This is a genomic window from Dendronalium phyllosphericum CENA369 (genome assembly GCF_016056275.1).
In the GTDB taxonomy this organism is placed as follows: domain Bacteria; phylum Cyanobacteriota; class Cyanobacteriia; order Cyanobacteriales; family Nostocaceae; genus Dendronalium; species Dendronalium phyllosphericum.
Window position 1 is genome coordinate 1 of record NZ_JAECZA010000012.1, and the last position, 25,199, is coordinate 25,199.

At 40.6% G+C, this 25,199-nt stretch carries 24 protein-coding genes; 18 read left to right on the forward strand and 6 right to left on the reverse strand.

The genetic code is table 11. The features are described 5' to 3' along the window. The first annotated feature begins 56 nt into the window (after positions 1-56). Complete coding sequence (folP, locus tag I8752_RS04650; protein WP_214431159.1) at positions 57-905, forward strand: dihydropteroate synthase; 849 nt, start codon at positions 57-59, stop codon at positions 903-905. A gap of 96 nt (positions 906-1,001) precedes the next feature. Here folP and I8752_RS04655 read toward each other — a convergent pair whose 3' ends face one another. Together I8752_RS04655 and I8752_RS04660 are read right to left on the reverse strand one after the other, a co-directional pair. Continuing rightward, the gene (locus tag I8752_RS04655) at positions 1,002-1,844 is read right to left on the reverse strand and encodes an SPFH domain-containing protein (protein WP_214431160.1); all 843 of its coding nucleotides are present in this window, start codon (positions 1,842-1,844) and stop codon (positions 1,002-1,004) included. Positions 1,845-2,496: 652 nt separating this feature from the next. Continuing rightward, entirely contained in the window at positions 2,497-3,549 is a 1,053-nt protein-coding gene (locus I8752_RS04660) for an aromatic ring-hydroxylating dioxygenase subunit alpha (protein WP_214431161.1), read from the reverse strand. A gap of 434 nt (positions 3,550-3,983) precedes the next feature. Between I8752_RS04660 and I8752_RS04665 the strand changes: the two genes are divergently transcribed. Continuing rightward, positions 3,984-5,696, forward strand: coding sequence for a putative bifunctional diguanylate cyclase/phosphodiesterase (locus tag I8752_RS04665; RefSeq protein ID WP_214431162.1), 1,713 nt, complete (start codon positions 3,984-3,986; stop codon positions 5,694-5,696). 396 nt (positions 5,697-6,092) lie between these two features. Here the strand turns inward: I8752_RS04665 and I8752_RS04670 are convergent, their stop codons facing one another. Continuing rightward, positions 6,093-6,308 (reverse strand): hypothetical protein, encoded by a 216-nt coding sequence (locus I8752_RS04670; RefSeq protein WP_214431163.1) that lies wholly within the window; start codon positions 6,306-6,308, stop codon positions 6,093-6,095. 259 nt (positions 6,309-6,567) lie between these two features. On the opposite strand from I8752_RS04670, the gene I8752_RS04675 reads away from it, so the two are divergent. Together I8752_RS04675 and I8752_RS04680 are read left to right on the forward strand one after the other, a co-directional pair. After that, on the forward strand, positions 6,568-7,917 hold the full coding sequence (locus I8752_RS04675; RefSeq protein WP_214431164.1) for a serine/threonine-protein kinase: 1,350 nt from the start codon (positions 6,568-6,570) through the stop codon (positions 7,915-7,917). A gap of 311 nt (positions 7,918-8,228) precedes the next feature. Next, a complete protein-coding gene (locus I8752_RS04680; RefSeq protein WP_214431165.1) occupies positions 8,229-9,923 on the forward strand; it encodes an iron uptake porin in 1,695 nt (564 codons plus the stop codon). A 243-nt stretch (positions 9,924-10,166) separates the two neighbouring features. On the opposite strand, the gene I8752_RS04685 is transcribed toward I8752_RS04680, so the two are convergent. Then, positions 10,167-10,541 carry a nuclear transport factor 2 family protein gene (locus I8752_RS04685; protein WP_214431166.1) on the reverse strand — a complete coding sequence of 125 codons (375 nt, stop codon included), beginning with the start codon at positions 10,539-10,541 and terminating at the stop codon, positions 10,167-10,169. A gap of 189 nt (positions 10,542-10,730) precedes the next feature. On the opposite strand from I8752_RS04685, the gene I8752_RS04690 reads away from it, so the two are divergent. From I8752_RS04690 to msrB, 8 genes are all read left to right on the forward strand, one after another. After that, positions 10,731-11,291, forward strand: coding sequence for a DinB family protein (locus I8752_RS04690; RefSeq protein WP_214431167.1), 561 nt, complete (start codon positions 10,731-10,733; stop codon positions 11,289-11,291). Positions 11,292-11,556: 265 nt separating this feature from the next. After that, positions 11,557-13,023 carry a signal recognition particle protein gene (ffh, locus tag I8752_RS04695; protein ID WP_214431168.1) on the forward strand — a complete coding sequence of 489 codons (1,467 nt, stop codon included), beginning with the start codon at positions 11,557-11,559 and terminating at the stop codon, positions 13,021-13,023. A gap of 116 nt (positions 13,024-13,139) precedes the next feature. Continuing rightward, a complete protein-coding gene (rpsP, locus tag I8752_RS04700) occupies positions 13,140-13,400 on the forward strand; it encodes a 30S ribosomal protein S16 (RefSeq protein WP_214431169.1) in 261 nt (86 codons plus the stop codon). After that, a complete protein-coding gene (locus I8752_RS04705) occupies positions 13,363-13,797 on the forward strand; it encodes a KH domain-containing protein (protein WP_214431170.1) in 435 nt (144 codons plus the stop codon). The genes rpsP and I8752_RS04705 overlap by 38 nt, the downstream gene beginning before the upstream one ends. A gap of 128 nt (positions 13,798-13,925) precedes the next feature. Continuing rightward, positions 13,926-14,102 carry a 30S ribosomal protein S21 gene (rpsU, locus tag I8752_RS04710; RefSeq protein ID WP_214431171.1) on the forward strand — a complete coding sequence of 59 codons (177 nt, stop codon included), beginning with the start codon at positions 13,926-13,928 and terminating at the stop codon, positions 14,100-14,102. Positions 14,103-14,479: 377 nt separating this feature from the next. Continuing rightward, positions 14,480-15,433, forward strand: coding sequence for a PhoH family protein (locus I8752_RS04715; protein ID WP_214431172.1), 954 nt, complete (start codon positions 14,480-14,482; stop codon positions 15,431-15,433). Positions 15,434-15,490: 57 nt separating this feature from the next. Further along, entirely contained in the window at positions 15,491-15,895 is a 405-nt protein-coding gene (locus I8752_RS04720; protein WP_214431173.1) for a ChuX/HutX family heme-like substrate-binding protein, read from the forward strand. A 180-nt stretch (positions 15,896-16,075) separates the two neighbouring features. Continuing rightward, a complete protein-coding gene (msrB, locus tag I8752_RS04725; protein WP_214431174.1) occupies positions 16,076-16,576 on the forward strand; it encodes a peptide-methionine (R)-S-oxide reductase MsrB in 501 nt (166 codons plus the stop codon). Between the two features lie 117 nt (positions 16,577-16,693). Here the strand turns inward: msrB and I8752_RS04730 are convergent, their stop codons facing one another. Continuing rightward, positions 16,694-16,951 carry a hypothetical protein gene (locus I8752_RS04730; RefSeq protein WP_214431175.1) on the reverse strand — a complete coding sequence of 86 codons (258 nt, stop codon included), beginning with the start codon at positions 16,949-16,951 and terminating at the stop codon, positions 16,694-16,696. A gap of 99 nt (positions 16,952-17,050) precedes the next feature. Here I8752_RS04730 and I8752_RS04735 point away from each other — a divergent pair, with 99 nt between their 5' ends. The 3 genes from I8752_RS04735 (at position 17,051) to crtO (ending at position 20,779) form a co-directional block, all read left to right on the forward strand. After that, a complete protein-coding gene (locus I8752_RS04735; protein WP_214431176.1) occupies positions 17,051-17,884 on the forward strand; it encodes a carbonic anhydrase in 834 nt (277 codons plus the stop codon). Between the two features lie 327 nt (positions 17,885-18,211). After that, positions 18,212-18,952, forward strand: a complete 741-nt coding sequence (locus I8752_RS04740; protein ID WP_214431177.1) for an LmeA family phospholipid-binding protein — start codon at positions 18,212-18,214, stop codon at positions 18,950-18,952. 132 nt (positions 18,953-19,084) lie between these two features. Continuing rightward, the gene (crtO, locus tag I8752_RS04745) at positions 19,085-20,779 is read left to right on the forward strand and encodes a beta-carotene ketolase CrtO (RefSeq protein WP_214431178.1); all 1,695 of its coding nucleotides are present in this window, start codon (positions 19,085-19,087) and stop codon (positions 20,777-20,779) included. A gap of 116 nt (positions 20,780-20,895) precedes the next feature. Here the strand turns inward: crtO and I8752_RS04750 are convergent, their stop codons facing one another. Next, complete coding sequence (locus I8752_RS04750) at positions 20,896-21,699, reverse strand: hypothetical protein (protein WP_225895444.1); 804 nt, start codon at positions 21,697-21,699, stop codon at positions 20,896-20,898. Between the two features lie 516 nt (positions 21,700-22,215). Between I8752_RS04750 and I8752_RS04755 the strand changes: the two genes are divergently transcribed. From I8752_RS04755 to rpsB, 3 genes are all read left to right on the forward strand, one after another. Continuing rightward, complete coding sequence (locus tag I8752_RS04755) at positions 22,216-23,190, forward strand: glycosyltransferase family 2 protein (protein ID WP_214431306.1); 975 nt, start codon at positions 22,216-22,218, stop codon at positions 23,188-23,190. Positions 23,191-23,537: 347 nt separating this feature from the next. Continuing rightward, a complete protein-coding gene (locus I8752_RS04760; RefSeq protein WP_214431180.1) occupies positions 23,538-23,918 on the forward strand; it encodes a hypothetical protein in 381 nt (126 codons plus the stop codon). 296 nt (positions 23,919-24,214) lie between these two features. Further along, positions 24,215-25,012 carry a 30S ribosomal protein S2 gene (gene rpsB, locus I8752_RS04765; protein ID WP_214431181.1) on the forward strand — a complete coding sequence of 266 codons (798 nt, stop codon included), beginning with the start codon at positions 24,215-24,217 and terminating at the stop codon, positions 25,010-25,012. Positions 25,013-25,199 lie beyond the last annotated feature (187 nt).

Genomic DNA, 25,199 nt, shown 5'->3' on the forward strand with positions numbered 1-25,199 from the left:
CCCTCATCTTCCCCTGCTCCCCCTGCTCCCCAGTCTCTCTAAGCAAGAGCATATTTATGTCCAGCAAGTTGATAATTCGGGGGCACTGTTTCGATTGGGGACAGCGTACTTATTTGATGGGTGTTTTGAATGTAACGCCTGATAGCTTTAGTGATGGAGGTGATTTTAACAGTGCTTCTGCTGCTTTGGCACAAGCGCAAGCAATGGAGGCTGCTGGTGCTGACATTATCGATGTGGGCGGTCAATCAACTCGACCAGGAGCAGAACAAATAACTCTTGGAGAAGAACTCGACCGAGTAATCACTGTATTGCAAGTGCTACGAGAAAAAATCTCAGTACCGATTTCTGTAGATACAACTAGGGCTGCTGTAGCCAAAGCATCTGTAGAAGCTGGAGCGGATATTATTAATGATATTTCTGGTGGGACGTTTGACTCAGATATGTTGTCAACAGTGGCGAGTTTAGATGTGCCGATTATTTTGATGCACATCAAGGGAACACCGTTGACGATGCGACAAATGACTGATTATCAGGATTTAATGGGAGAGATTTATAATTTCCTGGCAAAGCAAATAGCGGCGGCGACTGCTACGGGTATTAACCGAGAGAAAATCATCATCGATCCCGGTATTGGTTTTGCGAAGAACTACGAGCAAAATTTAGAAATTTTTCGCCGCTTGCAGTCATTAAAAGCGCTCAACAGCCCTATTTTAGTTGGAGCATCGCGTAAAAGTTTTATCGGCCGCATTTTAAATCAACCAGAGCCAAAAGCACGAGTTTGGGGAACAGCAGTTGCATGTTGTGCTGCTATTTTCAATGGCGCAGATATATTACGAGTTCACGATGTTCGAGAAATGCGTGATGTTTCGCTGGTTGCTGATGTATTGTTGCGACAATCTAATTAAAACTCACACAGATCGATTTTAGATTTGGGATTTTGGATTTTAAATTGTACCTTTGATGCGTTCTGCCTTTTCACAACAAGAAATATTTACACCTACCTACTTAGAACTTTTCTCGGAACCATTGCCTTCAATTTCATGACTTGCTGCTTCGCCAATCATCTGATCCAATGCTCCTTCTGATAATGCTGGATTGAGAAAGACAATTTTAGCATTTTGGCTGGCACTGAGCCTTTGGCTAGCTTCCAGATGTTCTTGAGCTACAAGATACTTGAGAATGTCTTTAGTTTCGGTCTTGGACGTTATGGCTTCAGAAAGTATGCGAATAGATTCTTTAGTTGCTTCAGCTCTCTTAATTGCAGCTTGCAAATCTCCTTCTGCCGCACTAATGGTTGCTTGTTTTTTGATTTCAGCGGCTTGCTGCTCTGCCATTGACTTCTGTACGCTCTCAGGTGGTGTAATGCTCTGAATATCCACCCGAATAATTTGAACTCCCCACTCTGCACTTGTATCGTTCAAAACCTGTAACAGTGATTGGTTCATCTCGTTTCGAGAGGCTATGGTTTGCGATAGTGTTCTATCGGCAATATTGGCACGGAGTTCGACCTGAGCTAGGTTTGTTAATGCAATCTGAATATCATCGATTCTATAAAAACTTTTTTCCATATTAGTAATCCGCCAGTTGACAACGCCATCAACTTCTAGGTAGACGTTATCTTTGGTAATTACATTCTGCGGCTTAATGTCTAAAATTTGTTCGCGTGTAGTATCTTCCATAACAATGGAATCAACTAGCGGAACGATGAAGTTAAGACCTGGCGTAAGTTTGCGATGATATCGCCCTAAACGTTCGACTAAAGCTTCATTTCCTTCATTAATAATTTTTGCAGATCCTAAGGCATAGCCTACAAGCGCTAAGACAATAGCAATGATTGGTTCCATATATGCTCCAATTAGTCTAGCTTTTAGAGAAATTTTAGTTTAAAGGACATGGTACTACCTTGTCCTTTCTTTAAGTCTAATGTTTCGAGTCTGTAATTTTATGAACATAGCAGCCATGTATGATGACAAGGCGCTATGGGTTTGTGCATCTTTTGCCACTAGGACTATGTAGCAGAACGCAATCGTTATTAAAGCACCTAGATTACATACTGGCAAGGAGTATTTTTGTAATTAACTTTACTTCCCCACTGTTTGACTCATCTGTTATAGTATACTTCTTAAAAAAATTGTAAATTTTTAATACAAAAAATTAAATATATAGAATTTATGCATTTACAGAAAAGCCGAAATGGCAGATATACCTTTTTCATCCAAAAGAGAGCCGCTATAAAATAAGCTAATCTGCTTTGAAGTTGCACAATCCTTTGCCTTAGAAAGACGCAAAGATGAAGTTGCGTGCAAAGAGAAGTGCGGTCTTGGGGAGACACTGCTAGCCCTTGGTTCCCTCGGTTGAAGCAAGTGTCATCTTTGCCCCTTCGGGTGACGCTCCTGCGTCGCTAACGCTTCGCTAACGGCAGTTCGGACTCGACGGAAAGCGGAGTCCAAACTTCCGAACCTGAAAGGGGATGCAATTTGAATGATTATTAGCTTATCAATTTAAAATCTTAACTTGACTTTTTATTAATCTTTGCACGCTCACTAAGGCTCGATTCAACTCATAATTCCGCCTTTGGGAATTATGCAAATATGCTTGCTGTTCTTCCTCAATCATTTGCACATCTTGAAAAACTAAACCATCAAGTAATTTTTGTGCTGCACCAAATAAACTATCTTTCACAAATCTGCGAAACCACACAGGCAATTTATGCAATCGCCAAAAGGCATTTAATGAGGTGAAATGAATTAAATAAGCCTTTGTTTGTGTCTCATTTATCGGACACAATAAACAGTAAATTTTAAAATCTTTGCCTAACGTAGAAACCCAATGAGGATAAACATAACTGACATTTAAGGCTTCAGTATGTAACCGTCGCAGTGCAGGAATAAATAACTGTGATATAGACCAAATTTTATCTATTTTATAATAACTTTGTGCTGTGTAATGAGCATCGACACGGTTATCATCTTCATCAATGTCTTGCAATGCTGCTTCTGCCCAAGCTTGTAAATCTTGATGCAAATGCCCGTGATACATATCCATCAAATTTTCAATTAAAAAAGAATAATGAGCCTGACAATTAATAACTGAAACTGTAGCAATATAATTAAGATGTTCCCATTCTGGTAAACCCAACGGTTCTACAGATGGTTCTACATCTCCAGGAAATAACCAAATAAAACCGTCTTGTTCTTTTACTGGGTAACGACGAATTGTGCAATTTGGTAGTTTTTGATTTGCTGCTAGATACGGAACTGCTGCACATTCACCTTTATAATTGAAGCGCCAACCGTGATAAGCACATTCCAATTCATCACCAACTACTTGTCCGTGACTGAGTTTAACTTGACGATGGGGACAGCAGTCTTTTAAGGCGTGAATTTGTCCTTGGCTGTCGCGGTAAAGTGCGATCGCTTGCTGCCAAATTATTATACCTATGGGTTTCTTTGTTACCTCAACACTACGTGCTACCACATACCAATGATTTGGGTTAATATCCAACTGACGGACATCACTACTTTGCACAGTTTGAGATAAAGAGGACATAGACTCGTGCATCTTTTTTAGCATTAGGCTCTAAAAGTACTGCTGACTTCTGTATCAGGTGCAGTTAAGAATATCTTACAAGTAATAAATTTTTTCAACGTTAGTAATATTTTTTACCATTTAACTCTGACGTTCGCAAACCGCGATCGCAAAACTACTTAAGTCTAACCTTGACAAAAATTATATTTATGAGAATTTTATACATAAATTAGTAATTCTACGAAAAGCAAATTTAATTATCAAAAATATCATTGGAAACAGCTTTACAGAAAAAATATCAACAAAGCTATTAAGTAAAAAGTAATATTGGGAAGCATAATATATAACTTGTAGCTAAGAGTTTTCCGTGTAAATTTATTCAACTCGATTGCGAACTAAGACACTGTTTTGCCAAGTTTTTTGACAGGTAATTTGCTAACTTCACACCAGGATATATGAAACCCGATCGCCAACTTTATCTCTACTCATTCCTAGCTCATTTCCGATTGCTCAAGAAAAGTTACCCTGCGAAAATCATGTTTGTGGCATTTGTGGGCACTCACGTACCACTTCTAACTTTACTCTTGAGTTTTTTGATTTCAAACTCTTATTCTCTGGAGATGGCGGCACGAGTTTTGATTATTGCTCTGCTAGCTACTTTAGCAGGTACGGCAGCTACCCTGTATACGCTACGCCATCTTCTCGCCCCAGTGATTTTGACATCTGCTGCCTTGCAAGACTATCTCAACACCAAAACATTACCCGAACTGCCTACAGACTATGCTGATGAAGCAGGTACGTTAATGGCAGATACCTCACAAACTCTTCAGAAATTAGATGAGTTAATTCACTACATTAGCAATTACGATAATTTAACTGGCTTACCCAATCGAGATTTATTCCGCGATCGCTTACATCAAATTTTATCTCAACCGCAGAATAACCAACGGTTGATCGCTGTATTTTTACTGAGCATTGATGATTTTACCGATCTGAGTCATGCATTCGAGCATAATACATTAAATTTGTTATTAAGAGCAGTTGCCCAGCGTTTGACAACCTGTATGGGGCAAACAGATATTCTTGGCAATTTGAGTAGAAATGAATTTGCGATCGCTCGGACAGAAATTCCGTCTTTTGAGAACGTCATCAAGCTATCCCAGTTATTATTAAATACGCTGGCAAAACCTTTTTCTATAGAAGGTAACTCAATACACATTACAGCCAGCATTGGTATCACCATTAATGACCTCAATGATAGTAATGGTGTAGATCGACTCTTGCAACAAGCTAATATCGCACTGTACCAAACAAAGCAACAACATCGTAATCGATACCAATTCTATTCACCAGAAATGAATGCTCAATTGCAGGAGCGACTGGCGTTAGAAAATGAATTGTATGGAGCGCTTGAGCGCAATGAAATACAAGTTCATTATCAACCCTTAATTGATTTGCATGCCAGGCAAGTGACCGCAGTTGAAGCGCTAATTCGGTGGCAGCATCCGACTTGGGGTTTGGTTTCTCCAGCCAAGTTTATTCCAATTGCTGAAGCCAATGGTTTAATCGTACCAATTGGGGAATGGGTTTTGCGAACTGCCTGTGCTCAAAACCGTGCTTGGCAGTCGGCTGGACTTCCCCCAATTCGGATATCTGTGAATCTATCTGCGCGACAGTTTGAACAACCGAATCTATTGCAAGTCGTTAGCCAGATTCTTCAAGAAGTTGAACTAGAAGCTTCGTACTTGGAACTAGAAGTGACAGAAAGCTTGTTGATGGTTGACATTCAGCGATCTGTTACAACCTTAAAACAATTACGAGAACTGGGTATTTGGCTAGCTCTAGATGACTTCGGTACTGGTTATTCCTCTTTGAACTACTTAAAGCGTTTTCCCTTTAACATGCTCAAAATCGATCGCTCATTCGTGCATGATGTTACATCCAATCCTGATAGCGCTGCTGTGACTGATGCCATCATTGCCTTGGCAAAGAGCCTCCGCTTGAACATCACAGCAGAAGGTGTAGAAACTCAAGAACAAGTTGACTATCTAGAAATGCGAGGATGTCACGAAGTCCAGGGATTTTATTTTAGTCCTGCTGTTACTGCCGAGCAAATTGTCCAAATGTTGAAGCAAAATTCTCAGCCGAACCAGACAATAGCAGCATAGGAAAAATCTAAAAAAAATATTATTTTAAGAATTGAGGGAGGCTAATAACCTCCCTTTTATCTAAATAGAATTCCAGAGTCAGGAGCGAAAATTCAGTATGAATTGGAGTCCTACTGGTGACTAGTAAGCTAATCTGCCTTTAAGTTGCACAATCCTTTGCCTTAGAAAGACGCGGGGATGCAATTTGAATGATTATTAGCTTATACGTGCGACTTTTCAAACATCCTCTGAATTTCCACGCTTTTGATTTTTATTCCAGTATTCTGACTTCTGGATTATTCAAGAAGCCTAGGATATTTACTTTTATAGCCGTAGTTACACTTTTAAGGACAGTTGCGCTCGCTCAAAGGCTTAAAGCAACTGGTTTTTTACTCAGCACTCAGCACATTGCTATATTTAGTGATTAGATGATTTCTCCTGCTTGGCTTTTTTAATTACTTCCATGTAGACATTAATCTCATTCACTTCTATATCATGTTCAACTCTAGTTACTTTCCATTGTTCCTTTTTTAGGTAAACCTCCTCTCCTACTCTGGGAGTGAATTGTATATCGTAGAACTTCTTGAGAAAATCTTTTTGGTTTTCTTCCCATAAGATGACTTTGTTACTCATGTTTATCTCTTTTTTGCTACTTAATTAAAATCAGTACTTTGATGCATACACATGGTAAGTTTATCTTACTAATTCAATTGAATAGCGTAGTTAAAACCACATTTTTTACGTTGATATTTTGATGATTTTTTAAGAGCCTCAAAAAAATAATTATCTAATTTTGGTATTTATTCAGCTTTATCTGCTTGGAGTTAGCAAAGGGGCGATCGCCTGGGAATACTTTATATATAGAAATTGCAACAAATAGTATTAATCTACTATGAGCTACTGTACCAATATTGATTGCCTGCGTCCGCAAAATTGCGATCGCTCTCGTTTTTGTAATAGTTGTGGTCAGGAATTGTTACTCAAACAGCGATATCGCCCACTCACTGTTATTGGATGCGGTGGCTTTGGTAGAACATTTTTAGCTATTGACGAACATCTTCCCACTAAACCCCAATGTGCAATCAAACAGTTATGTTTCCCAGAGGAAAATACTGAGGTTTGGCATAAGGCAGTCAAATTATTTCATCAAGAAGCGCTTCGTCTCAATGAATTAGAATACCCTCAAATACCTAAATTATTAGCGCACTTTGAACAAAATCACAAGTTTTATATTGTCGAGGAATTCGTCGCTGGCAAAACACTCGCACAAGAATTACAACAACAAGGTGTTTTTAAAGAACCACAAATTTGGGAGATATTAAAGGGTTTATTGCCCACACTGCAATTTATCCATTCCCGACAAGTAATCCACCGAGATATTAAACCAGAAAATATTATGCGCCGTTCTCTTCGAGGAGACCTAGTTTTAATAGATTTCGGAGTTGCTAAATTTAGCACTAATATCAGACAATCGCGTACAGGCACAATAGTAGGTAGCCCAGAATTTATTGCTCCCGAACAAATGCGAGGTAAGGCATTACCAGCCAGCGATCTTTATAGCTTGGGGGTAACATGTATCTACTTACTCACCGCTATTTCTCCCTTTGATTTGTTCGATATTACTAGCGATCGCTGGGTATGGCAAGAACATTTACCAGCAAATAATATTGTTAGCGATCGCCTCAGCCAAATTTTAGATAAACTTTTACAAAATGCCGTTTCGCAACGCTTCCAATCTGCCACAGAAGTATTGCAGACAATGGAACAACACTCAAATAAATTGCTAAATATTTCTATTTCTCCCACATTCACTACTATTGATTACACGCATTTGCACGATCTATTAGCAAAAGGAAAATGGCAATCAGCAGATCGAGAAACTTGGGATTTGATGTGTCAGGCATTAGCAAAGCCTAGAGGTAGTTATATATTTAGTAGCGATATTGATAAATTTCCCTGTAAAGATTTGCAGACAATCGACGAACTATGGGTCAATTACAGTCGGGGACGCTTTGGTTTTAGCGTCCAAACACTTATTTATAAAAAGGCGAATAGAGACTATGGAATTTTTTGTAATTTAGTTGGTTGGCATATATACAATTCTACTTTTGCCAATGAATTAAATTTCAGCCTCAAAGCACCAATCGGTCATCTACCTTCACGAATTTGGATTGGTGGTTCTCAATCATGGCGATACCCTAATACTTTAGCCGCAAAATTAGCAGCCTGTGGTATAAGTTAGTTTTTGGCAAAATTACTATCTCAATAACACTCGAAAAGATTGTTGAATGAGACGAGTAATAAACCCACTTGCAATACTTATCGAATTTTTGATAAATTTTATACCTAGAATATTCAAGATAGAGATTATCTTGAAAACAACACATAAACAACGGAAAACACCACAAATCGTTTTACTGTATCTTGTATACCCATTGACCTTAAATAATCCTTTAGGTATTGTATAAAGTTAACCTATAATGTTTCAAACATCAGGATTTTCTCTGTACATAGGTGTATTTGTGGTCAATTACGTCTTCTAGGGAAAATAAAATGTCAGATTTATGGTGGAAAACTCTGGTATTGAGTCCAGTAGTTTTGGGAGTGACGGTGTTGTGTTCGTCTAGAGTAATTGCTGCTAAAACTCTAGACTCCGCTAAAGATATCAAAGCAGAAGTATTTCTCGCAGAAGCACCAACAGCTTCTAGGCAGTTAGTTGCTCAAGCGAAAACTGATGACAATAACGTTTTAGAACAAGTTAAGCGTTATAGCAGTGAAGCGAACAATCAAAATTCACTGTCTCAAGTAACATCAGTTTCTCAGTTTTCTGACGTACAACCAACTGACTGGGCATTTCAAGCATTACAATCTTTAGTTGAGCGCTACGGGTGTATTGCTGGGTATCCCAATGGAACTTACCGTGGCAACCGAGCACTGACTCGCTATGAGTTTGCCGCAGGTTTGAATGCTTGTTTGGATCGAGTTAACGAATTAATTGCTACAGCAACCGCTGACTTGGTAACAAAACAAGATTTGGCAACCTTACAACGCTTGCAAGAAGAATTCTCCGCAGAATTAGCAACTCTGCGCGGTCGAGTAGATTCTCTAGAAGCACGTACTGCGGAACTAGAAGCTCATCAGTTCTCTACAACAACCAAGTTAGTTGGTGAGGCAATTTTTGCTGTGACTGACAACTTTGGTGGCAACGACGATAATAACACTGTCTTCCAAGACAGGGTACGTTTAGACCTACAAACCAGCTTCACAGGTAAAGATACCCTGCACACTAGGATTGCTGCTGGTAATGCCGTCGGATTGACTTTGCCAAATGACACGTTTGAAGGAACTCAAACTTTTAACTTAGCCCCCAATACGACCAATAGCGCTGCTATCGACTGGTTGTCATATTACTTCCCGTTGGGGAGCAACTCCCAAGTTTACATTGCTGCTACTGGAGGTATTCACAGCGATTACGTTCCTACCGTCAACCCATACTTTGAGGATTATGACGGTGGTAACGGTGCTTTGTCTACCTTTGCTTCTGAAAGCCCCATTTATCGCATTGGCGGGGGTGCTGGTATTGGCGTTAACTTGGGCTTTGGTGGTGGCAGTACCTTCAAACCTTCATTAACTTTGGGCTATTTTGGATCTGAACCAAATAACCCGCTAGGAGGTTCGGGTTTATTTGAGGGTAACTATGCTGCTTTAGGACAGTTGAATTTGAACGTTGGCGATCGCTTTACCTTAGCAGCAACCTACGTCCACGGATATCATGGTGGCGGTACTGCTTTATTCGATGCCGGTTCGGCAAGTACAACGAGTGGCGTAGTCGGTACTCTCCAAGCCAACTTTGTTGGTGCTGGCAATGCATATGCTAGTAACTCCTACGGTGTTGAAGCCGCTTTCAAACCAAGTGACAAACTATCGATTAGTGGCTTTGTAGTTTATAGCGACATCACAGGCTTTGGTGCTGGTGATGATGGCGAAGTTTGGAGTTACGGTGCTGGGGTAGCCTTACCAGACTTTGGTAAGAAAGGCAACCTCTTAGGAATTTTCGCAGGCGCACAACCATATTTAGGAAGTGCAGGTGGCGATCGCCCTTATCACATTGAAGGCTTCTATCGATATCGCGTCAGCGACAACATTTCCATTACTCCTGGTGTGATTTGGTTAACAAATCCCGGTCAATCTACAACTGACAACGAAGATGCGGTGATTGGTACGTTGAGAACTACCTTTAACTTCTAATTGATGCAGTATTTAGATGCCCTTTGGGCTTCTTGAAAGTTTAGATGAAGGATGAATTTTTATCCTTCATCTTTTTTTGGCTAGACTTGCGACAATCATGCTTATTTGACGTTTTTAAGTAGCAACCTCAGAAAAAAGTTCTAATTGTAAAAGATATTACTGTGATTGAACTAAAGGATAAATTCTTATAACCTGTTCTAACTTGAAGTTGCGAGTGTTTCTTGTCCTTCTTATTTTGCTTCCTTAGTCACCTACTTGGCTAACATGACCAGCGACGACTTGCCAATTTCCTTGGGGTTGTGACTTAGCCCAAACTCTTGTGTATCGGTATATGCCTACAAAAGCTTTGCCTTCAAAAGTGCCAGCAACCTCCATTTTGACTGTTACTACTGCTGTATTACCATAGACTTTAACTTGTTGTTGTTGACCATTGAGTAGGACAAGTTTTTGAGTATCAGAGCGATGTGCTTCTAAGTCAGTCTGCTTATCAATTAATTCACCAGTGTGGGTGGTAAAAACTAAATCATCGGCAATTAGCTCTTCTAAGGCTGAGACATCATTTTTGAGCATAGCCTGCCGTAGCCTTTCTTCCAATTGTTCAATTAAAGTGATTTCCATCTTGCTTAGACAGTTAAAACTTCACAATTTGATATTACCCCTACAGAGCAAAATCAAGGGTGAAGTTTCGCTTCCCAACATCAAAGCCGTATACCTTCCACGCCAGTTGCTACCCAATTTGAAATATGTTACAAGCAATATTCCATGTAAAATCCTGCAAGATGTTTGAATATTGAGGGTTTGTAAATAATGTCAGATTCGACTCACCTCAGCCAGTTTCGCTTGATGTCTCAATACAATTCCTGGGCAAATAACCAAATTTATGACATTGCAGCATCTCTTACAGAAAAAGAACGAGAGCGCAACTTAGGAGCATTTTTTGGGTCTATTCACGGAACGCTGAATCATCTGCTTTTGACCGATCGCGTTTGGCTAGGGAGATTTGCTATTACTACGTGCTATACATTTCAAGCTTTGCAGGATGCGAAGCTGTTATTAGATTACGAGTCTTTAGGGCAGATACTTTATACTGACTTCGCCGAACTGCGTCACGAACGAAACCAAACGGATGGGGTAATAGAGAAATGGATGCAGGAACTTGAGCCTGAGATGCTATCAACTTCTATGCGTTATCGTAACGTTGCTCGGCAAATCGAACGAGAACATTCCCTATGGTTCGCCCTAGCTCATTTTTTTAACCACCAAACTCACCACCGCAGCCAAGTGACGACTCTTTTCCACCAGCTGGGTCGAGATTATGGTGTCACAGATTTTCTTGCCATGTACGATTTAGCTAAAGATAGCGTGTAGTAATTCGTAATTCCGACACACAGAAAAATAAAGTTGGTTTGTGTTTAACTAAAAATTCTCTATGCACCCAATAGAAAGATATTAAAAATTCAAATTTCTATACAAAGGACGGTTTACCACCCCAGCACAGTCAGGTATTAGATTGCTCAAGTCGCAGTGAAAACTACTAAGCTGGTAAATAGCACGTTTAAATTTGCAGGAAATTCTGAATCGCATTCATCGGCTGTTCGGACTTCCCCATTGGCTAACTACTTGTGATTACATTATGTTTGAAGCTCTATCTGACCGTTTAGAAACCGCTTGGAAGAAACTGCGGGGACAAGATAAAATTTCTCAATCCAACATTCAAGACGCTTTGCGGGAAGTACGCCGCGCTTTGTTGGAAGCAGATGTCAACCTCCAAGTAGTCAAAGATTTTATTAGTGAAGTTGAAGCCAAAGCTCAGGGAGCCGAGGTGATTGCTGGCGTGCGTCCCGACCAACAGTTTATCAAAATTGTTCACGATGAACTGGTACAGGTGATGGGAACAGAAAATGTTCCCTTGGCAGAAGCCCAAGAACAACCTACTGTTGTATTGATGGCTGGGTTGCAAGGTACTGGTAAAACCACAGCTACTGCCAAGTTAGCCTTGCATCTACGTAAATTAGATCGTAGTTGCTTGTTAGTAGCGACAGATGTGTATCGCCCAGCAGCAATCGATCAGCTGCTGACATTAGGTAAGCAAATTGATGTGCCAGTCTTTGAACTAGGAAGCGACGCTGACCCAGTAGAAATTGCCCGCCAAGGTGTAGAGCGTGGCAAAGCAGAAGGTGTCAATACAGTAATTATTGATACTGCTGGTCGTCTGCAAATTGACGAAGACATGATGGCGGAATTAGCCCGCATCAAACAAACAGTCCAACCCGACGAAACTTTGTTAGTCGTGGATGCGATGACTGGTCAAGAAGCAGCAAATCTCACCCGGACTTTCCACGAGCAGATTGGGATCACTGGGGCGATTCTCACCAAACTAGATGGCGATAGCCGTGGTGGTGCAGCGCTGTCAGTGCGACAGATTTCGGGAGCACCGATTAAGTTTGTGGGTGTGGGTGAGAAAGTCGAGGCACTACAACCATTTTATCCCGATCGCATGGCATCCCGAATTCTGGGAATGGGCGATGTCTTGACTTTGGTAGAGAAAGCCCAAGAAGAAATCGACTTAGCAGATGCCGAAAAAATGCAGGAGAAAATCCTGTCAGCGAAGTTTGACTTTACAGACTTTCTCAAGCAACTGCGCTTGTTGAAGAATATGGGATCGCTGGGAGGCATCATCAAGATGATTCCGGGGATGAACAAGCTCTCAGATGACCAGCTAAAACAGGGAGAAACCCAGTTAAAGCGCTGTGAGGCGATGATTAACTCCATGACTCGCCAAGAACGCCACGACCCAGATTTATTAGCCAGTTCTCCCAGTCGAAGGCGGCGAATTGCTGCTGGTTCCGGCTATAAAGAGTCGGATGTGAGCAAATTGGTAGCTGATTTCCAAAAAATGCGATCGCTCATGCAGCAAATGGGTCAAGGTAGTTTCCCTGGTATGCCAGGCGGAATGTTTGGTGGTGGCGGTATGGGCAACGCTTTTGCAGGTGGGGGTGGTAATCGTCCTGCCCCTGGATGGCGAGGTTATACTGGCGGCGCAAGCACCAAAAAGAAAAAGAATAAAGATAAGAAGAAAAAAGGTTTCGGCAATCTCTAGTCAGTGGTCAGTGGTCAGTGGCTAATGACAACTGACACTGACTCATAGCAAGAAAAGCTGGTCAAGTGCTAAAATTAGCATTTCAGTATTACAAATAGGAGAATGATTCCTCAACCATGATCAAACTGCGCTTGAAGCGATACGGCAAAAAGCGGGAAGCGAGCTACCGCATTATCGCCATTAATAGCCTCGCTCGCCGCGATGGTCGTCCTTTAGAAGAATTGGGATTCTACAACCCAAGAACTGATGAAGTGCGATTAGACGTTCCCGGCATCGTCAAGCGACTGCAACAAGGCGCTCAACCCACTGACACCGTCCGTCGCATCCTAGTAAAAGCTAATGTTTTTGAACAGGTCAGTGCCCCAGCCGCATCCTAAAGTTGGAATAAAATCCGTGACAGCTAGTCCTAACTACGTTGAGCTGGTACGGTTTTTGATACAACCGTTCTTAGAATCTCCAGAAAGTTTAAGCGTCGATTGTGAAATTTCTCAGACCCTCAATCGGGCTTGGATTCGCATCGCCTTTGACAGCACAGATAAAGGCAAAGTGTTTGGTCGAGGAGGACGCAACATTCAGGCTATTCGGACAGTGATTGCCGCAGCTGCCGCAGCTGCTGGGCAGTCAGTATACCTGGATATCTACGGCAGCGCTACCCCAGGTCGAGAAGGTACATCTTTTGATGAGGACACCGAAGAGCGATCGCCACCTCCCAAACCGAGGGAACGACGCGGAAATGGCCCTAGTATACCTATTGCTAAACCCCGTTTCCGTTAGGTTAAAACCTAAAGAGCAAATCTGATACAAAATGAAGGATGAAGAATGAAGGATAAAGGATAAAATTCCACACTTCAAACTTCATACTTCACACTTCAGATAACTCTCTAAGGAGGTGAAATTAAGGAGTGGCTGAAGTCCGTTTAGGAGACAATGAGTCGATTGATTCTGCATTAAGACGTTTTAAAAAGAAAATTCAAAAAGCTGGGATTTTATCTGAAATTAAACGCCGAGAAAGATATGAAAAACCCAGTTTGCGTCGTCAGCGCAAAGCTGAAGCCTTACGCAAAGGCGTTCGCTACTAAATCTAAACAATAGCTTTGGTTAAAGTAGCTAACGTATGTAATTGTGTAAGTGAAGTTTTGAGAGCATTGTTAGCTCAAATTTACACAAAGTAGAGACTGAAATACGAGTGTCTCTACTTTTACTTTCTAAGTCGGGATCGAATAAAATAATAATTAATTTAAAATTGAAGTATTCTTAATTACTGAAATATAATTTGATTATAAATTAGGTAGTAGTTTTAACCGAGAAAATTAATGCAACCTTGGTTAGAACTAGTAATATCAAAATTTATTATAGAATAGTATAAAAATAAACTCAAAAAATTGCATTTTTACGCCCTGTCAGTCAAATATTATCCTTTGTCAAAAACAGCATCCTCAGAAATTCAGAAATACTTATGGCAGATGCCTTAATAATTCAGCTGCCTAACATTCCTAGTGCGATCGCTCTAGCAGGTGATGGTGAAGAAAATCTCAAAATTTTATCGCGGCAAACAGGAGCTAGCTTAGTACTACGCGGACAGGAAGTATACATTTCTGGTACTGAAGCGCAAAAAGACTTAGCTTCCCGATTAGTGCGATCGCTTGAAGACTTGTGGATTAAAGGCAATACTATCTCCACTGCCGACATTTTAACAGCTCGTCAAGCCCTAGATAACCATCGAGAAGACGAACTACAAGAATTACGACGAGATGTCTTAGCTAAAACTCGTCGAGGCGAAGAAATTCGCGCTAAAACCTTTCGACAACGGCAGTACATTGATGCCATACGCAAACGCGACTTGACATTTTGTATCGGTCCTGCTGGTACTGGTAAGACTTACCTTGCTGTTGTCGTTGCCGTGCAGGCACTGTTAGCTAACCAAGTAGAGAAACTGATTTTAACTCGTCCTGCCGTAGAAGCAGGTGAAAAACTTGGCTTTTTGCCTGGAGACTTACAGCAAAAAATTAATCCCTATCTACGTCCGCTTTACGATGCTATTTATGAATTCATCGATCCCGAAAAAGTCCCTAATTTAATGGAACGCGGTGTCATTGAAGTAGCACCGCTTGCCTATATGCGGGGACGTACATTGAATAATGCTTTTGTGATTGTGGATGAAGCCCAAAATACCACACCCGCTCAGATGAAAATGGTTTTGACTCGTTTAGGCTTCCGTTCTCGCATGGTGATTACAGGTGATATTACTCAAACCGACTTACCACTCAACCAACAATCAGGGCTAACAGTAGCTTTGCAAATTTTAAAACATGTTGAAGGCATTACCTTTTGTGAATTTTCACAGCGAGATGTCGTCCGCCATCCTTTAGTTCAACGCATTGTTGCTGCTTACGAACAATACGAAAAATAGTATTGTACAGACAAGGATTAATCGCGTCTCTAACAACTAACAACTAACAACTAAATTATGAGTACTAATCTGAAAGACTTTTTAGAAGCTTGCGAAAATTTGGGAACTTTGCGGTTAATTGTCACTAGTAGCGCTGCTGTTTTAGAAGCACGCGGCAAAGTGGAAAAGCTATTTTATGCTGTATTGCCTAAAGGTAAGTACGCGAACATGCACACAGAAGGATTTGAGTTTCACTTGAATATGGACAAAATTATTCAGGTAAAATTTGAGACAGGTGAAGCAAAAAGAGGTAACTTTACAACCTACGCTATCAGGTTTTTAGATGAGAAACTTGAACCTGCTTTAAGTCTATTTTTGCAATGGGGTAAACCAGGAGAATACGAACCAGGTCAGGTAGAAGCTTGGCAAGCTTTACGGGAGGAATATGGAGAAGTCTGGGAACCTTTGCCAGCAGAGATTTAACAACAAAGTTAAACAAAGAGGACGCAGAATTTCAGTACAACTGTTTGCGTCTGTTTAGTTTCTAATACTTAGCTGATTTTAATCATTTTATCAGGTCTAATTCAGAGCGATCGCCGACTCTAGTAATAGAGGATTCCTCTACTAGAGGAGATTGACGCTTAATTAGAAAATAATAGATGTATGAACAAACGCTATTTTTTAGAGGCTAGTGCTGTATTAGTTGGTGCAGCCTTTTTATCGCGCTATATCAATATCAATCAGAGGTCAGAAATCATGGCAACTTCTAATACTGAGTTTGAAATTAGCAAACCCGAACAAGAGTGGCAAACAATTTTATCGCCGGAACAGTTTCGTGTATTGCGGAAACATGGAACAGAACGGGCTTTCACCAGCCCACTTGATAAGCAATATGCAAATGGCACTTATGTGTGCGCTGGCTGCGAACTCCCACTGTTTACATCTGACACCAAATTTAACAGTGGTACGGGCTGGCCTAGTTTTTTTCAACCAATTGAAGGCGCAATTGACACGACTGTAGATAGATCGTTGTTTATGACCAGGACTGAAGTACATTGCCATCGCTGTGGCGGTCATTTGGGTCACGTGTTTGATGATGGGCCTGCACCCACTGGTAAACGCTACTGTATGAATGGAGTGGCAATGAAGTTTATTTCAGCCTAAGATACCGCGAGAATATCTGCAAAGATGCTTGCAGCTTTTCATAAGCTATCTCACTGCCGAATCTAATCATAAATAGTGAAATAAAGCAAGCGATTGCACCTCTATTTACATCTCAAATTAAAGGTTGAGATGTGAAAAATTTCTCCGATTTTTTGCCTGAGCGCAGATGCTAATACCCAATTCACCAAAATCTCGCTCGACATAAAATAACTTGTAAGGGCGAACCGCCCGTGAACCCGCAAGGTTCGGTGGTTCGCCCTTACGCTTATTGTTTGTATCGTCTATAAAGTGAAATAGTACAAGCGTCCGCGCCAAAGATGATACGATGCAGTTAAATGTAATTGTCGGGTAGTAAAGTAAAGTACCTACAGCCATACGCGCAAATGTGCCTAAGGCAGTTCCAGCAAACAAGGAACTAGGGAATGGAGAAGAATTTTTATCCTTCTAAGAAACAACAAAAAAGATAGAGAACTTATGAAAAAATTGATTAGAGGGCTGCGCGAATTTAAAGCTAGCTATTTCAGTACGCATCAACAATTATTTGAACAACTTTCTCACGGTCAAAAGCCTAGAGTACTATTTATTACCTGTTCTGATTCGCGGATCGACCCCAACTTGATGACACAAGCCCAGTTGGGTGAATTATTTGTGATCCGTAATGCAGGTAATATTATTCCACCATTTGGTGCTACTAATGGTGGTGAAGGAGCGACGATTGAATACGCTATTCAAGCATTAGATATTCAACAAATTATTGTCTGCGGTCACTCGCATTGTGGTGCGATGAAAGGGTTGATGAAGTTAGACAGTCTGCGATCGGAAATGCCACTCGTACATGACTGGCTAAAATATGCAGAAGCAACCCGAAGACTAGTTTTAGACCATTACAGCCACTACGAAGGGGAAGAACTTTTAGAAATCATCATAGCTGAGAATGTACTCACTCAAATTGAGAATTTGCGGACTTATCCGGTGATTCGTTCTAAGCTCTACCGAGGGCAACTCAGCATCTATGCTTGGATTTATCAAATTGAGACAGGAGAAATTTTGGCATATGATGCAAACGATCATGGCTATGTATTACCTCAAAGCCAGCTTCCCCCATCGGAGATAGATAATACACTATTTGATCCGCCTGCAATTAGGAATCGAGAAACTCCTGCTATTAAAACTCAGCAACAAGAATTTCAACAACCTGAAGAATTTACTATTTCTGCATCTCAACGTTTTCCGATGACATTACTTTCTCCCGAACAAATGGATCGAATTTATCGAGGGTCGGCATCTAAAAAGTCAAACGGAAGCTAAGTTTAGTGGTAAAATAGCCGGGGAAGAATATTCCCCTAAATGGATTTATAGCAGTCGAAATGCTCTGAGTTACGTCAACAATCGCAGTTAATTTTCCAGCGGTTCGGGAAGTTCAAATATGGAAGCGATCGCCATATCTCAAGAAACACCACAATTTTACTCGAACGCTGAAAATGGCGAGTTGTCAAAAAGCAAAAACCAATAGGTATAAATTCTTGATTAGGTAATAATTCTATCTGTCAATTTAGATATATCATTTTATAGATACACTCTCAATATTTAACATTTACAGTAAAAAGTAATAGGATATTGGGAGATTATGATTTTATGCCTGACGAGCAAAGCTTAGAAGGAAAATTGCTATCGCAGGAAGCAGAAAGAAAGATATTGCACGAATTGAATGAAGCAGAAAAAATAGATATAGACGTGCAAACTGATGTCTTAAAAATAGTTCAAGGACAGGCAAACGCAGTTTCATTTACAGGTCAAGGAATAGTAACAAAAGAAGACATCCGCGTACAGGAAATCAAACTGCAAACAGATAGCATTGCCATCAATCCGTTGAGCGCTCTTTTTGGTCAAATGAAACTAGATGAGCCGATAAATGCTGTCGCTCGTATTATAATGACAGAAGTTGATATCAACCACGCTTTAAAGGCAGATTTTACTCGTGATTTCGCCAAAAATTTTCAGTTAAATGTAGACGGCGAAATTATTAATTTGGAGTCGCAACAAGTGCAGATGTTTTTGCCTGGAGATAACAAAATTGAATTTCAAGGAAAGGTATTATTAAAAGAAAAGGGGAATACTCGCTCATTAAGTTATACGGCCAGTGTCTATCCGCGTACTCACTCACAACCATTGACAATGGAAAGTTTTAACTGCACTGAGGGAGGAGGCATATCAATAGAAATAATCGTGGCATTAATGCAGAAAGTTAAAGAACTAGTAAACCAAACATACTTTGAGTGGGAGGATACAGTTTTTAGAGTTAAAGATATGAAAGTAGAAAAAGGAAGTTTAACACTTTTGATAGAAGCTTATATGAAGCAAATACCCTCATCTTAAAAAAGACTATCTCCATAGTAAGAGATGCAGTAGAATTAACGAGAAAAGCTAATTTTTGTGACTAATGAGTGATGGCAATTTATGAAAAATTTTCTAAGCTAATAAAAGTGGTTTTTTCTAAAAAAAGCAAATATGCAAGAGTATGATGTTGTTATTATTGGTGCAGGACACAACGGCCTAGTCTGTGCAGCTTATTTGCTGAAAGCTGGATATAGTGTTCTGCTCCTAGAAAAGCGTTCCGTTCCCGGTGGTGCAGCAACAACCGAAGAATGTTTACCACAAGAAGCCCCAGGATTTAAATTTAATTTGTGTGCCATTGACCATGAATTTATTCACCTCGGGCCAGTAATTGAAGAATTAGAACTGAAAAAATATGGTTTGGAGTATCTGGAGTGCGATCCAGTAGTCTTCTGTCCTCATCCCGACGGCAAGTACTTCTTAGCACACAAATCTGTAGAGAAGACTTGTGCAGAAATTGCCAGATATAGCGATCGCGATGCCAGAAAATATGCAGAATTCACAGATTATTGGCAACGGGCACTTGGTGCAATGATTCCTATGTTCAACGCACCACCAAAATCAGTTATAGATATTGTCGGCAACTACGACATCACAAAACTAAAAGATTTATTTTCTGTCATCGGTTCTCCTAACAAAACGCTGGACTTTATTCGCAACATGCTGACCAGCGCCGAAGATTTGCTTAACGAATGGTTCGATGAAGAATTTCTCAAAGCACCACTAGCAAGACTAGCAGCAGAACTCGGTGCGCCGCCATCGCAAAAAACCATTGCCATCGGTGCAATCATGATGGCAATGCGTCATAACCCCGGAATGGCAAGACCTCGCGGCGGTACTGGTGCGCTCGTAAAAGCTTTGGTGAATCTAGTTACAAGTAAAGGTGGCACTATTCTCACAGACCAGCACGTAGATAAAGTTTTGATTGACAATGGCAAAGCAGTTGGTGTGCGGGTAGCCGGTGGTAAAGAATATCGTGCTAAACATGGGGTGATTTCTAACATCGATGCTAGACGGTTATTTTTGCAAATGACTGACAAAAGCGATATCGATGCAGTTCAGCCAGACTTGTGGGAAAGATTAGATCGTCGCATCGTTAACAATAACGAAACTATCCTCAAGATAGATTTGGCTTTAGATGAACCTCTGCACTTCCCATACCACGCGCACAAAGATGAATATCTGATCGGATCTATCTTGATTGCAGATTCCGTGGCTCATGTCGAACAAGCTCATAGTAAGTGTACCTTGGGCGAGATACCTGATTCTGACCCATCAATGTATGTCGTCATGCCTAGCGCCCTTGACCCAACCTTAGCACCACCCGGTAAGCATACCGTGTGGATTGAGTTTTTCGCGCCTTATCAAATTGCGGGTGCAGAAGGCACAGGCTTAAAAGGTACTGGTTGGACGGATGAATTAAAAAACAAAGTTGCAGATAGAGTAGTTGACAAATTAGCAACTTATGCACCGAATGTGAAAAACGCAACCATCGCTCGGCGTGTGGAAAGCCCCGCAGAATTAGGCGAAAGATTGGGTGCATACAAAGGAAATTACTACCACATTGATATGTCCCTAGATCAAATGGTATTTTTCCGTCCTTTACCAGAATTGGCAAATTACAAAACCCCAATTGATAATTTATTTCTAACTGGTGCAGGAACTCACCCAGGTGGTTCTATTTCCGGAATGCCAGGACGCAATTGCGCCCGTTTATTTTTACAAAATAAGCATCCCATTGCCCAGACTTTGAAGGATGCAAGAGATTCGATCAAGTCAACTGTTGGCTCGGTGTTTGGAATTTCTTAGACTTGGTTAAGTCAAGTCATGACCTTATAAAGTGTGCCTTGTCTAGCATTGTTAAATTTGCTGGACAAGGCACACATTGATTTTTTGGTAGACACATTTGCACTTTACTTTCTGTTCTATCTAGGTATGACAGCTACTATTTCCGCCAACCGACGCTCACCATACCAAACCAAATCGAGTTTTTTGAGCTGCTCGACACTCATATTACCTTCTTTGTCAGTGAGGCTATGAGATTGGCGTTCTCCAAGCGAAGCTAGTAAATCCTGGCAGATGATAGTTTCATCGAACTGAGGATTTGTTTCTTCATCATTGATGATTGCCGTTGCTCGCTCTGGCGACAACCCTTGGAGAACCTGAAAAATAAATCGTGTGGGAAAATCAACCTCTTGGAGTGCGGGATGACGCTTTACCAAACCAGCTAGCAATACTCCTAGATAAGCAGCCGCCTGAGAATTACTCAGTACCTGCATTTTTTCGGATGCAATCTGAGCTAAATTCGTAAAAAATGCACATCCCAACTGTTGTTCAATGGCAATCATTGGATTTAAAACTGGGGAGGATTGCAACTGTGCCTCAAACAATGCCCGATGTTGTTGTGGCAGTTGGTTGAGTAAGGTTTGTTTAGCGCGATCGCTAATAATCATCTCACTGTCTAGCCCAAAACTGAAGTCTTTCCCAGGTTCTAAGCCTGTATTCACAAGAATATGAAAAACATGATTTTGGGCTTGTTGCTGCATTTTTTGATACTTTGATTGTCCGAGAAAATGTTGCACAAACCAACGGTGGCTATCAGAATCGCACTCGACTATTACCTGGTTAACTATCACATCAGTTAACTTTTCTTCCCCTATAGTTTTTTGCCACCGTGCAATTAAAGTATTAATAGCAGCTAGATCGCGACAACGGAGCGCCTCGAGCAATTGACGCTTCGCAGTCGTCGCTTGGTCTTTGTCTCGTCTAAATAAGTTAATTTTCAATCTACTATTTGGGATTAGGTTTTTATTGATTCAGATTACAATTCTTTTATCGCATCTGTAGATCCAGTGTCATGGGTGGGATCACTGAAAGAATTGTTAAACAAACCCAAAATCTATTTGTTTTTTATTCTCTGTGTCAAGTTTGTTCAATTGGATACAGCAATCTGAATATTACATATTAACGATTCTTATCTTGCAAGATTTAGCTTAGTAGTTGCATCAAAATAACTAAGCAATACCCCCTAGAAAATTACTCGGTTTTTTTGATTTTTTGTCAGCAAAGTTTATACATCTTCTCCAATAACAGTAATAACACTAATTAAATAGCTTGAATTTTTGTATAAAAAGCTATGAGATAATGGACATCTTAAATTTAATTTGAACATAAAATATTTTGAGGATAAAAACTGCTACTTCCATAAGGAACAGTGTCTAGTGCCCGCCTGTCCTATCCTGGAGATAGGTAATACTGTTGTGGGTGAGACTGTGTTTTTCAGCGTTGTTATACCGACTTACAATCGCCAGCCGATTTTAGAAAAGTGCCTGCGAGCCTTAGAAGTACAAGAGTTGGGTGCATCAAGTGTAGTTACTAGTTATGAAATTGTCTTAGTAGATGATGGTTCTACTGATGGCACATTAGAGTGGTTGGCAACACACAAAAATGAATTTCCTCATGTGCGTTGGTTTCAACAGGATCATGCTGGCCCAGCGGCGGCACGGAATTTAGGTGTAGAAAAAGCATTGGGGGACACTATTATTTTTATTGATAGCGATTTAGTGGTGTTGCCAAACTTCTTGCAAGCTCATGCAGATGCATTGTTGCAAGGAAAAGAGCAATTGAACAGCGATCGCTTTTTTACTTATGGTGCAGTTATTAATACTGCTAATTTCGATAATCCTACTGCTGAACCCTATAAAATTACAGATTTTTCCGCTGCTTTTTTTGCCACTGGTAATGTAGCAATTTCTAAACACTGGTTAGAGAAAGCTGGACTGTTTGATACTAGCTTTCAACTCTATGGATGGGAAGATTTAGAATTAGGTGTAAGGCTCAAACAGCTAGGTTTAAAACTTATTAAATGTCCAGATGCCGTGGGTTATCACTGGCATCCAGCATTTAAATTAGAACAAATTCCTAACTTGATAGAAAAAGAAATCCAACGCGGACGAATGGGAGTTTTGTTTTATCAAAAGCATCCCACATGGGAAGTGCGAATGATGATTCAAATGACTTGGCTACATCGCTTACTTTGGGGTATTCTTTCACTCAATGGCAGCCTGAACGAAAAGACAATGGCTCCATTATTGCAATGGCTGATTAATTTAGGTAAACCCCAGTTAGCTTTAGAAATTGCGCGGATTTTTCTGAACTGGTACAACGTTAAAGGCGTTTATGAAGCTTATAAACAAAATCAGCAAATCGAATTAAGATAATACACCAGGGTAAGCTCATCTAATTGTGTATGAAGGTGGACTTGACAAATTAAATAAAATAAGCATTAGCGAACGTCTAAAAAACACTTAATATCAAAGCAAGATAAATGAGATGACAACTTCTTAGTTATTGTTTCATTGGCAATGTATTAGATTTTTCTAATTTATTGCATCAAGCATGATTAAGATGCTCTTACCCTGATGATACACATCTATTAAATTCATTTAATTAAAGATTTTAATACGACAGAACTATTGCATCTTTTTGTAAATTTTTAAAGTAAATATACGCAAATTTTCGTTTAATAAATAGTTATATATACAGATGAAAATAAGGTACATATAACATGAATTACTGGGCATTAATTTGTAGAGTTTGCCTTGCTTGCTCTGCATTTTTTATTTTAGAAGGTTTGATGGCACAAGAAGCAAGAGGTGAATGGGTTCGCTCCCTGTACGCTGGACAATCTGATTGGGTAAAGTGGAACCTTAGTCAAGGTAGTTATGTTCTTGAGGCAAGTACCCTCCTAAATGCTGGCGATGTTGATATCGAGTTCTATGACTACACAGGTCAGAACTTGTTGTTCAAAGGCAACAAGGCTGGAGGCGAAATTATTCCATTTACTGTTAATCAGGAAGGGGATTTCTACATCAAGTACAGTATGCCTGTATGTATCAATCCATGGGGTGCATGTGCTGTCGAAATTAATGTCAAAAGGGTACAGTAAATGATACTTTTACTTATTGCTCCGGCTCTCAAAAATGGTAATAGGAATTCAGCAAGAAAGTAAAAGCCGAAAGCTTAAGTTCGCAACAATTAGAAAACGATCTTCTTCAAGAAGATGAAAAGTTTGAGGCGATCGCCGAGCGTATAACTGATAAACTTTTATAAGATTATGCGGTTAGCATAAATATGTTATCCTAGGATAGTTGACTAATCTCGCACACCTAAGAATTCGGGTGTTTCCTGCTTAAGGAAATACGCTTGGGTGGAGGTTTAACCCGAATAGGAGTTAAAAAATATATGCCAGTCGTTTCATTGGCTCAAATGATGGAGTCAGGTGTTCATTTTGGGCATCAGACCCGCCGTTGGAACCCGAAAATGTCTCCCTACATTTATACTTCTCGCAATGGCGTACACATCATTGACTTGGTGCAGACTGCCCAGTTGATGGAAGATGCTTATGCTTACATGAGAACCCAAGCAGAGCAAGGGAAGAAATTTCTCTTCGTCGGCACAAAGCGGCAAGCGGCAGGAATTATTGCCCAAGAAGCCACTCGTTGTGGTTCTCACTACATTAACCAGCGCTGGTTGGGTGGAATGCTCACCAACTGGGCAACCATCAAAACCAGAGCAGACCGCCTCAAAGATTTAGAACGCCGCGAAGAAAGTGGTGCTCTCGATTTATTGCCGAAAAAAGAAGCTTCTATGCTGCGTCGGGAAATGGCAAAGCTTCAGAAATACCTAGGTGGCATTAAAACAATGCGGAAAGTACCCGATGTTGTGGTAATCGTAGACCAACGGCGGGAGTACAACGCAGTTCAAGAATGCCAAAAACTGGGGATTCCGATTGTGTCTATGCTAGATACAAACTGTGACCCAGATGTAGTGGATATTCCGATTCCAGCTAACGACGATGCTATCAGATCGATTAAGTTGATAGTCGGCAAATTGGCGGATGCCATTTATGAAGGTCGTCACGGTCAACTGGATGCAGAAGAAGACTACGAGGATTACGAAGGCGCTGAGGAAGATTACGAATACGATGAAAGCGAGTATAGCGACTCGTTGATTCCTGACGACGAAGAGGAAGAAGAATAATTAAAGGCTGTTCGGCATTCGCTTTACAGCCCTTCTCCTAAAGGAGACGCTACGCAAACGAGCATCCTACGGCGGGCGTTGCCGTACCCCTGTTAAGTAAACTAGCAAGAGCGGCGACCTGAAAAAAAGGCTAGCCGTTCCCAAAAGCGAGGATAAAGTATGAAGTTGAAGATAAACAGACTTCATA

What these genes read in the sequence shown, in the direction of transcription:
- folP (WP_214431159.1), top strand. Translation starts at nt 57, where the DNA reads ATGTCCAGCAAGTTGATAATTCGGGGGCACTGTTTCGATTGGGGACAG.
- I8752_RS04655 (WP_214431160.1), bottom strand. Translation starts at nt 1,844, where the DNA reads ATGGAACCAATCATTGCTATTGTCTTAGCGCTTGTAGGCTATGCCTTA.
- I8752_RS04660 (WP_214431161.1), bottom strand. Translation starts at nt 3,549, where the DNA reads ATGTCCTCTTTATCTCAAACTGTGCAAAGTAGTGATGTCCGTCAGTTG.
- I8752_RS04665 (WP_214431162.1), top strand. Translation starts at nt 3,984, where the DNA reads ATGAAACCCGATCGCCAACTTTATCTCTACTCATTCCTAGCTCATTTC.
- I8752_RS04670 (WP_214431163.1), bottom strand. Translation starts at nt 6,308, where the DNA reads ATGAGTAACAAAGTCATCTTATGGGAAGAAAACCAAAAAGATTTTCTC.
- I8752_RS04675 (WP_214431164.1), top strand. Translation starts at nt 6,568, where the DNA reads ATGAGCTACTGTACCAATATTGATTGCCTGCGTCCGCAAAATTGCGAT.
- I8752_RS04680 (WP_214431165.1), top strand. Translation starts at nt 8,229, where the DNA reads ATGTCAGATTTATGGTGGAAAACTCTGGTATTGAGTCCAGTAGTTTTG.
- I8752_RS04685 (WP_214431166.1), bottom strand. Translation starts at nt 10,541, where the DNA reads ATGGAAATCACTTTAATTGAACAATTGGAAGAAAGGCTACGGCAGGCT.
- I8752_RS04690 (WP_214431167.1), top strand. Translation starts at nt 10,731, where the DNA reads ATGTCAGATTCGACTCACCTCAGCCAGTTTCGCTTGATGTCTCAATAC.
- ffh (WP_214431168.1), top strand. Translation starts at nt 11,557, where the DNA reads ATGTTTGAAGCTCTATCTGACCGTTTAGAAACCGCTTGGAAGAAACTG.
- rpsP (WP_214431169.1), top strand. Translation starts at nt 13,140, where the DNA reads ATGATCAAACTGCGCTTGAAGCGATACGGCAAAAAGCGGGAAGCGAGC.
- I8752_RS04705 (WP_214431170.1), top strand. Translation starts at nt 13,363, where the DNA reads ATGTTTTTGAACAGGTCAGTGCCCCAGCCGCATCCTAAAGTTGGAATA.
- I8752_RS04715 (WP_214431172.1), top strand. Translation starts at nt 14,480, where the DNA reads ATGGCAGATGCCTTAATAATTCAGCTGCCTAACATTCCTAGTGCGATC.
- I8752_RS04720 (WP_214431173.1), top strand. Translation starts at nt 15,491, where the DNA reads ATGAGTACTAATCTGAAAGACTTTTTAGAAGCTTGCGAAAATTTGGGA.
- msrB (WP_214431174.1), top strand. Translation starts at nt 16,076, where the DNA reads ATGAACAAACGCTATTTTTTAGAGGCTAGTGCTGTATTAGTTGGTGCA.
- I8752_RS04730 (WP_214431175.1), bottom strand. Translation starts at nt 16,951, where the DNA reads ATGGCTGTAGGTACTTTACTTTACTACCCGACAATTACATTTAACTGC.
- I8752_RS04735 (WP_214431176.1), top strand. Translation starts at nt 17,051, where the DNA reads ATGAAAAAATTGATTAGAGGGCTGCGCGAATTTAAAGCTAGCTATTTC.
- I8752_RS04740 (WP_214431177.1), top strand. Translation starts at nt 18,212, where the DNA reads ATGCCTGACGAGCAAAGCTTAGAAGGAAAATTGCTATCGCAGGAAGCA.
- crtO (WP_214431178.1), top strand. Translation starts at nt 19,085, where the DNA reads ATGCAAGAGTATGATGTTGTTATTATTGGTGCAGGACACAACGGCCTA.
- I8752_RS04760 (WP_214431180.1), top strand. Translation starts at nt 23,538, where the DNA reads ATGAATTACTGGGCATTAATTTGTAGAGTTTGCCTTGCTTGCTCTGCA.
- rpsB (WP_214431181.1), top strand. Translation starts at nt 24,215, where the DNA reads ATGCCAGTCGTTTCATTGGCTCAAATGATGGAGTCAGGTGTTCATTTT.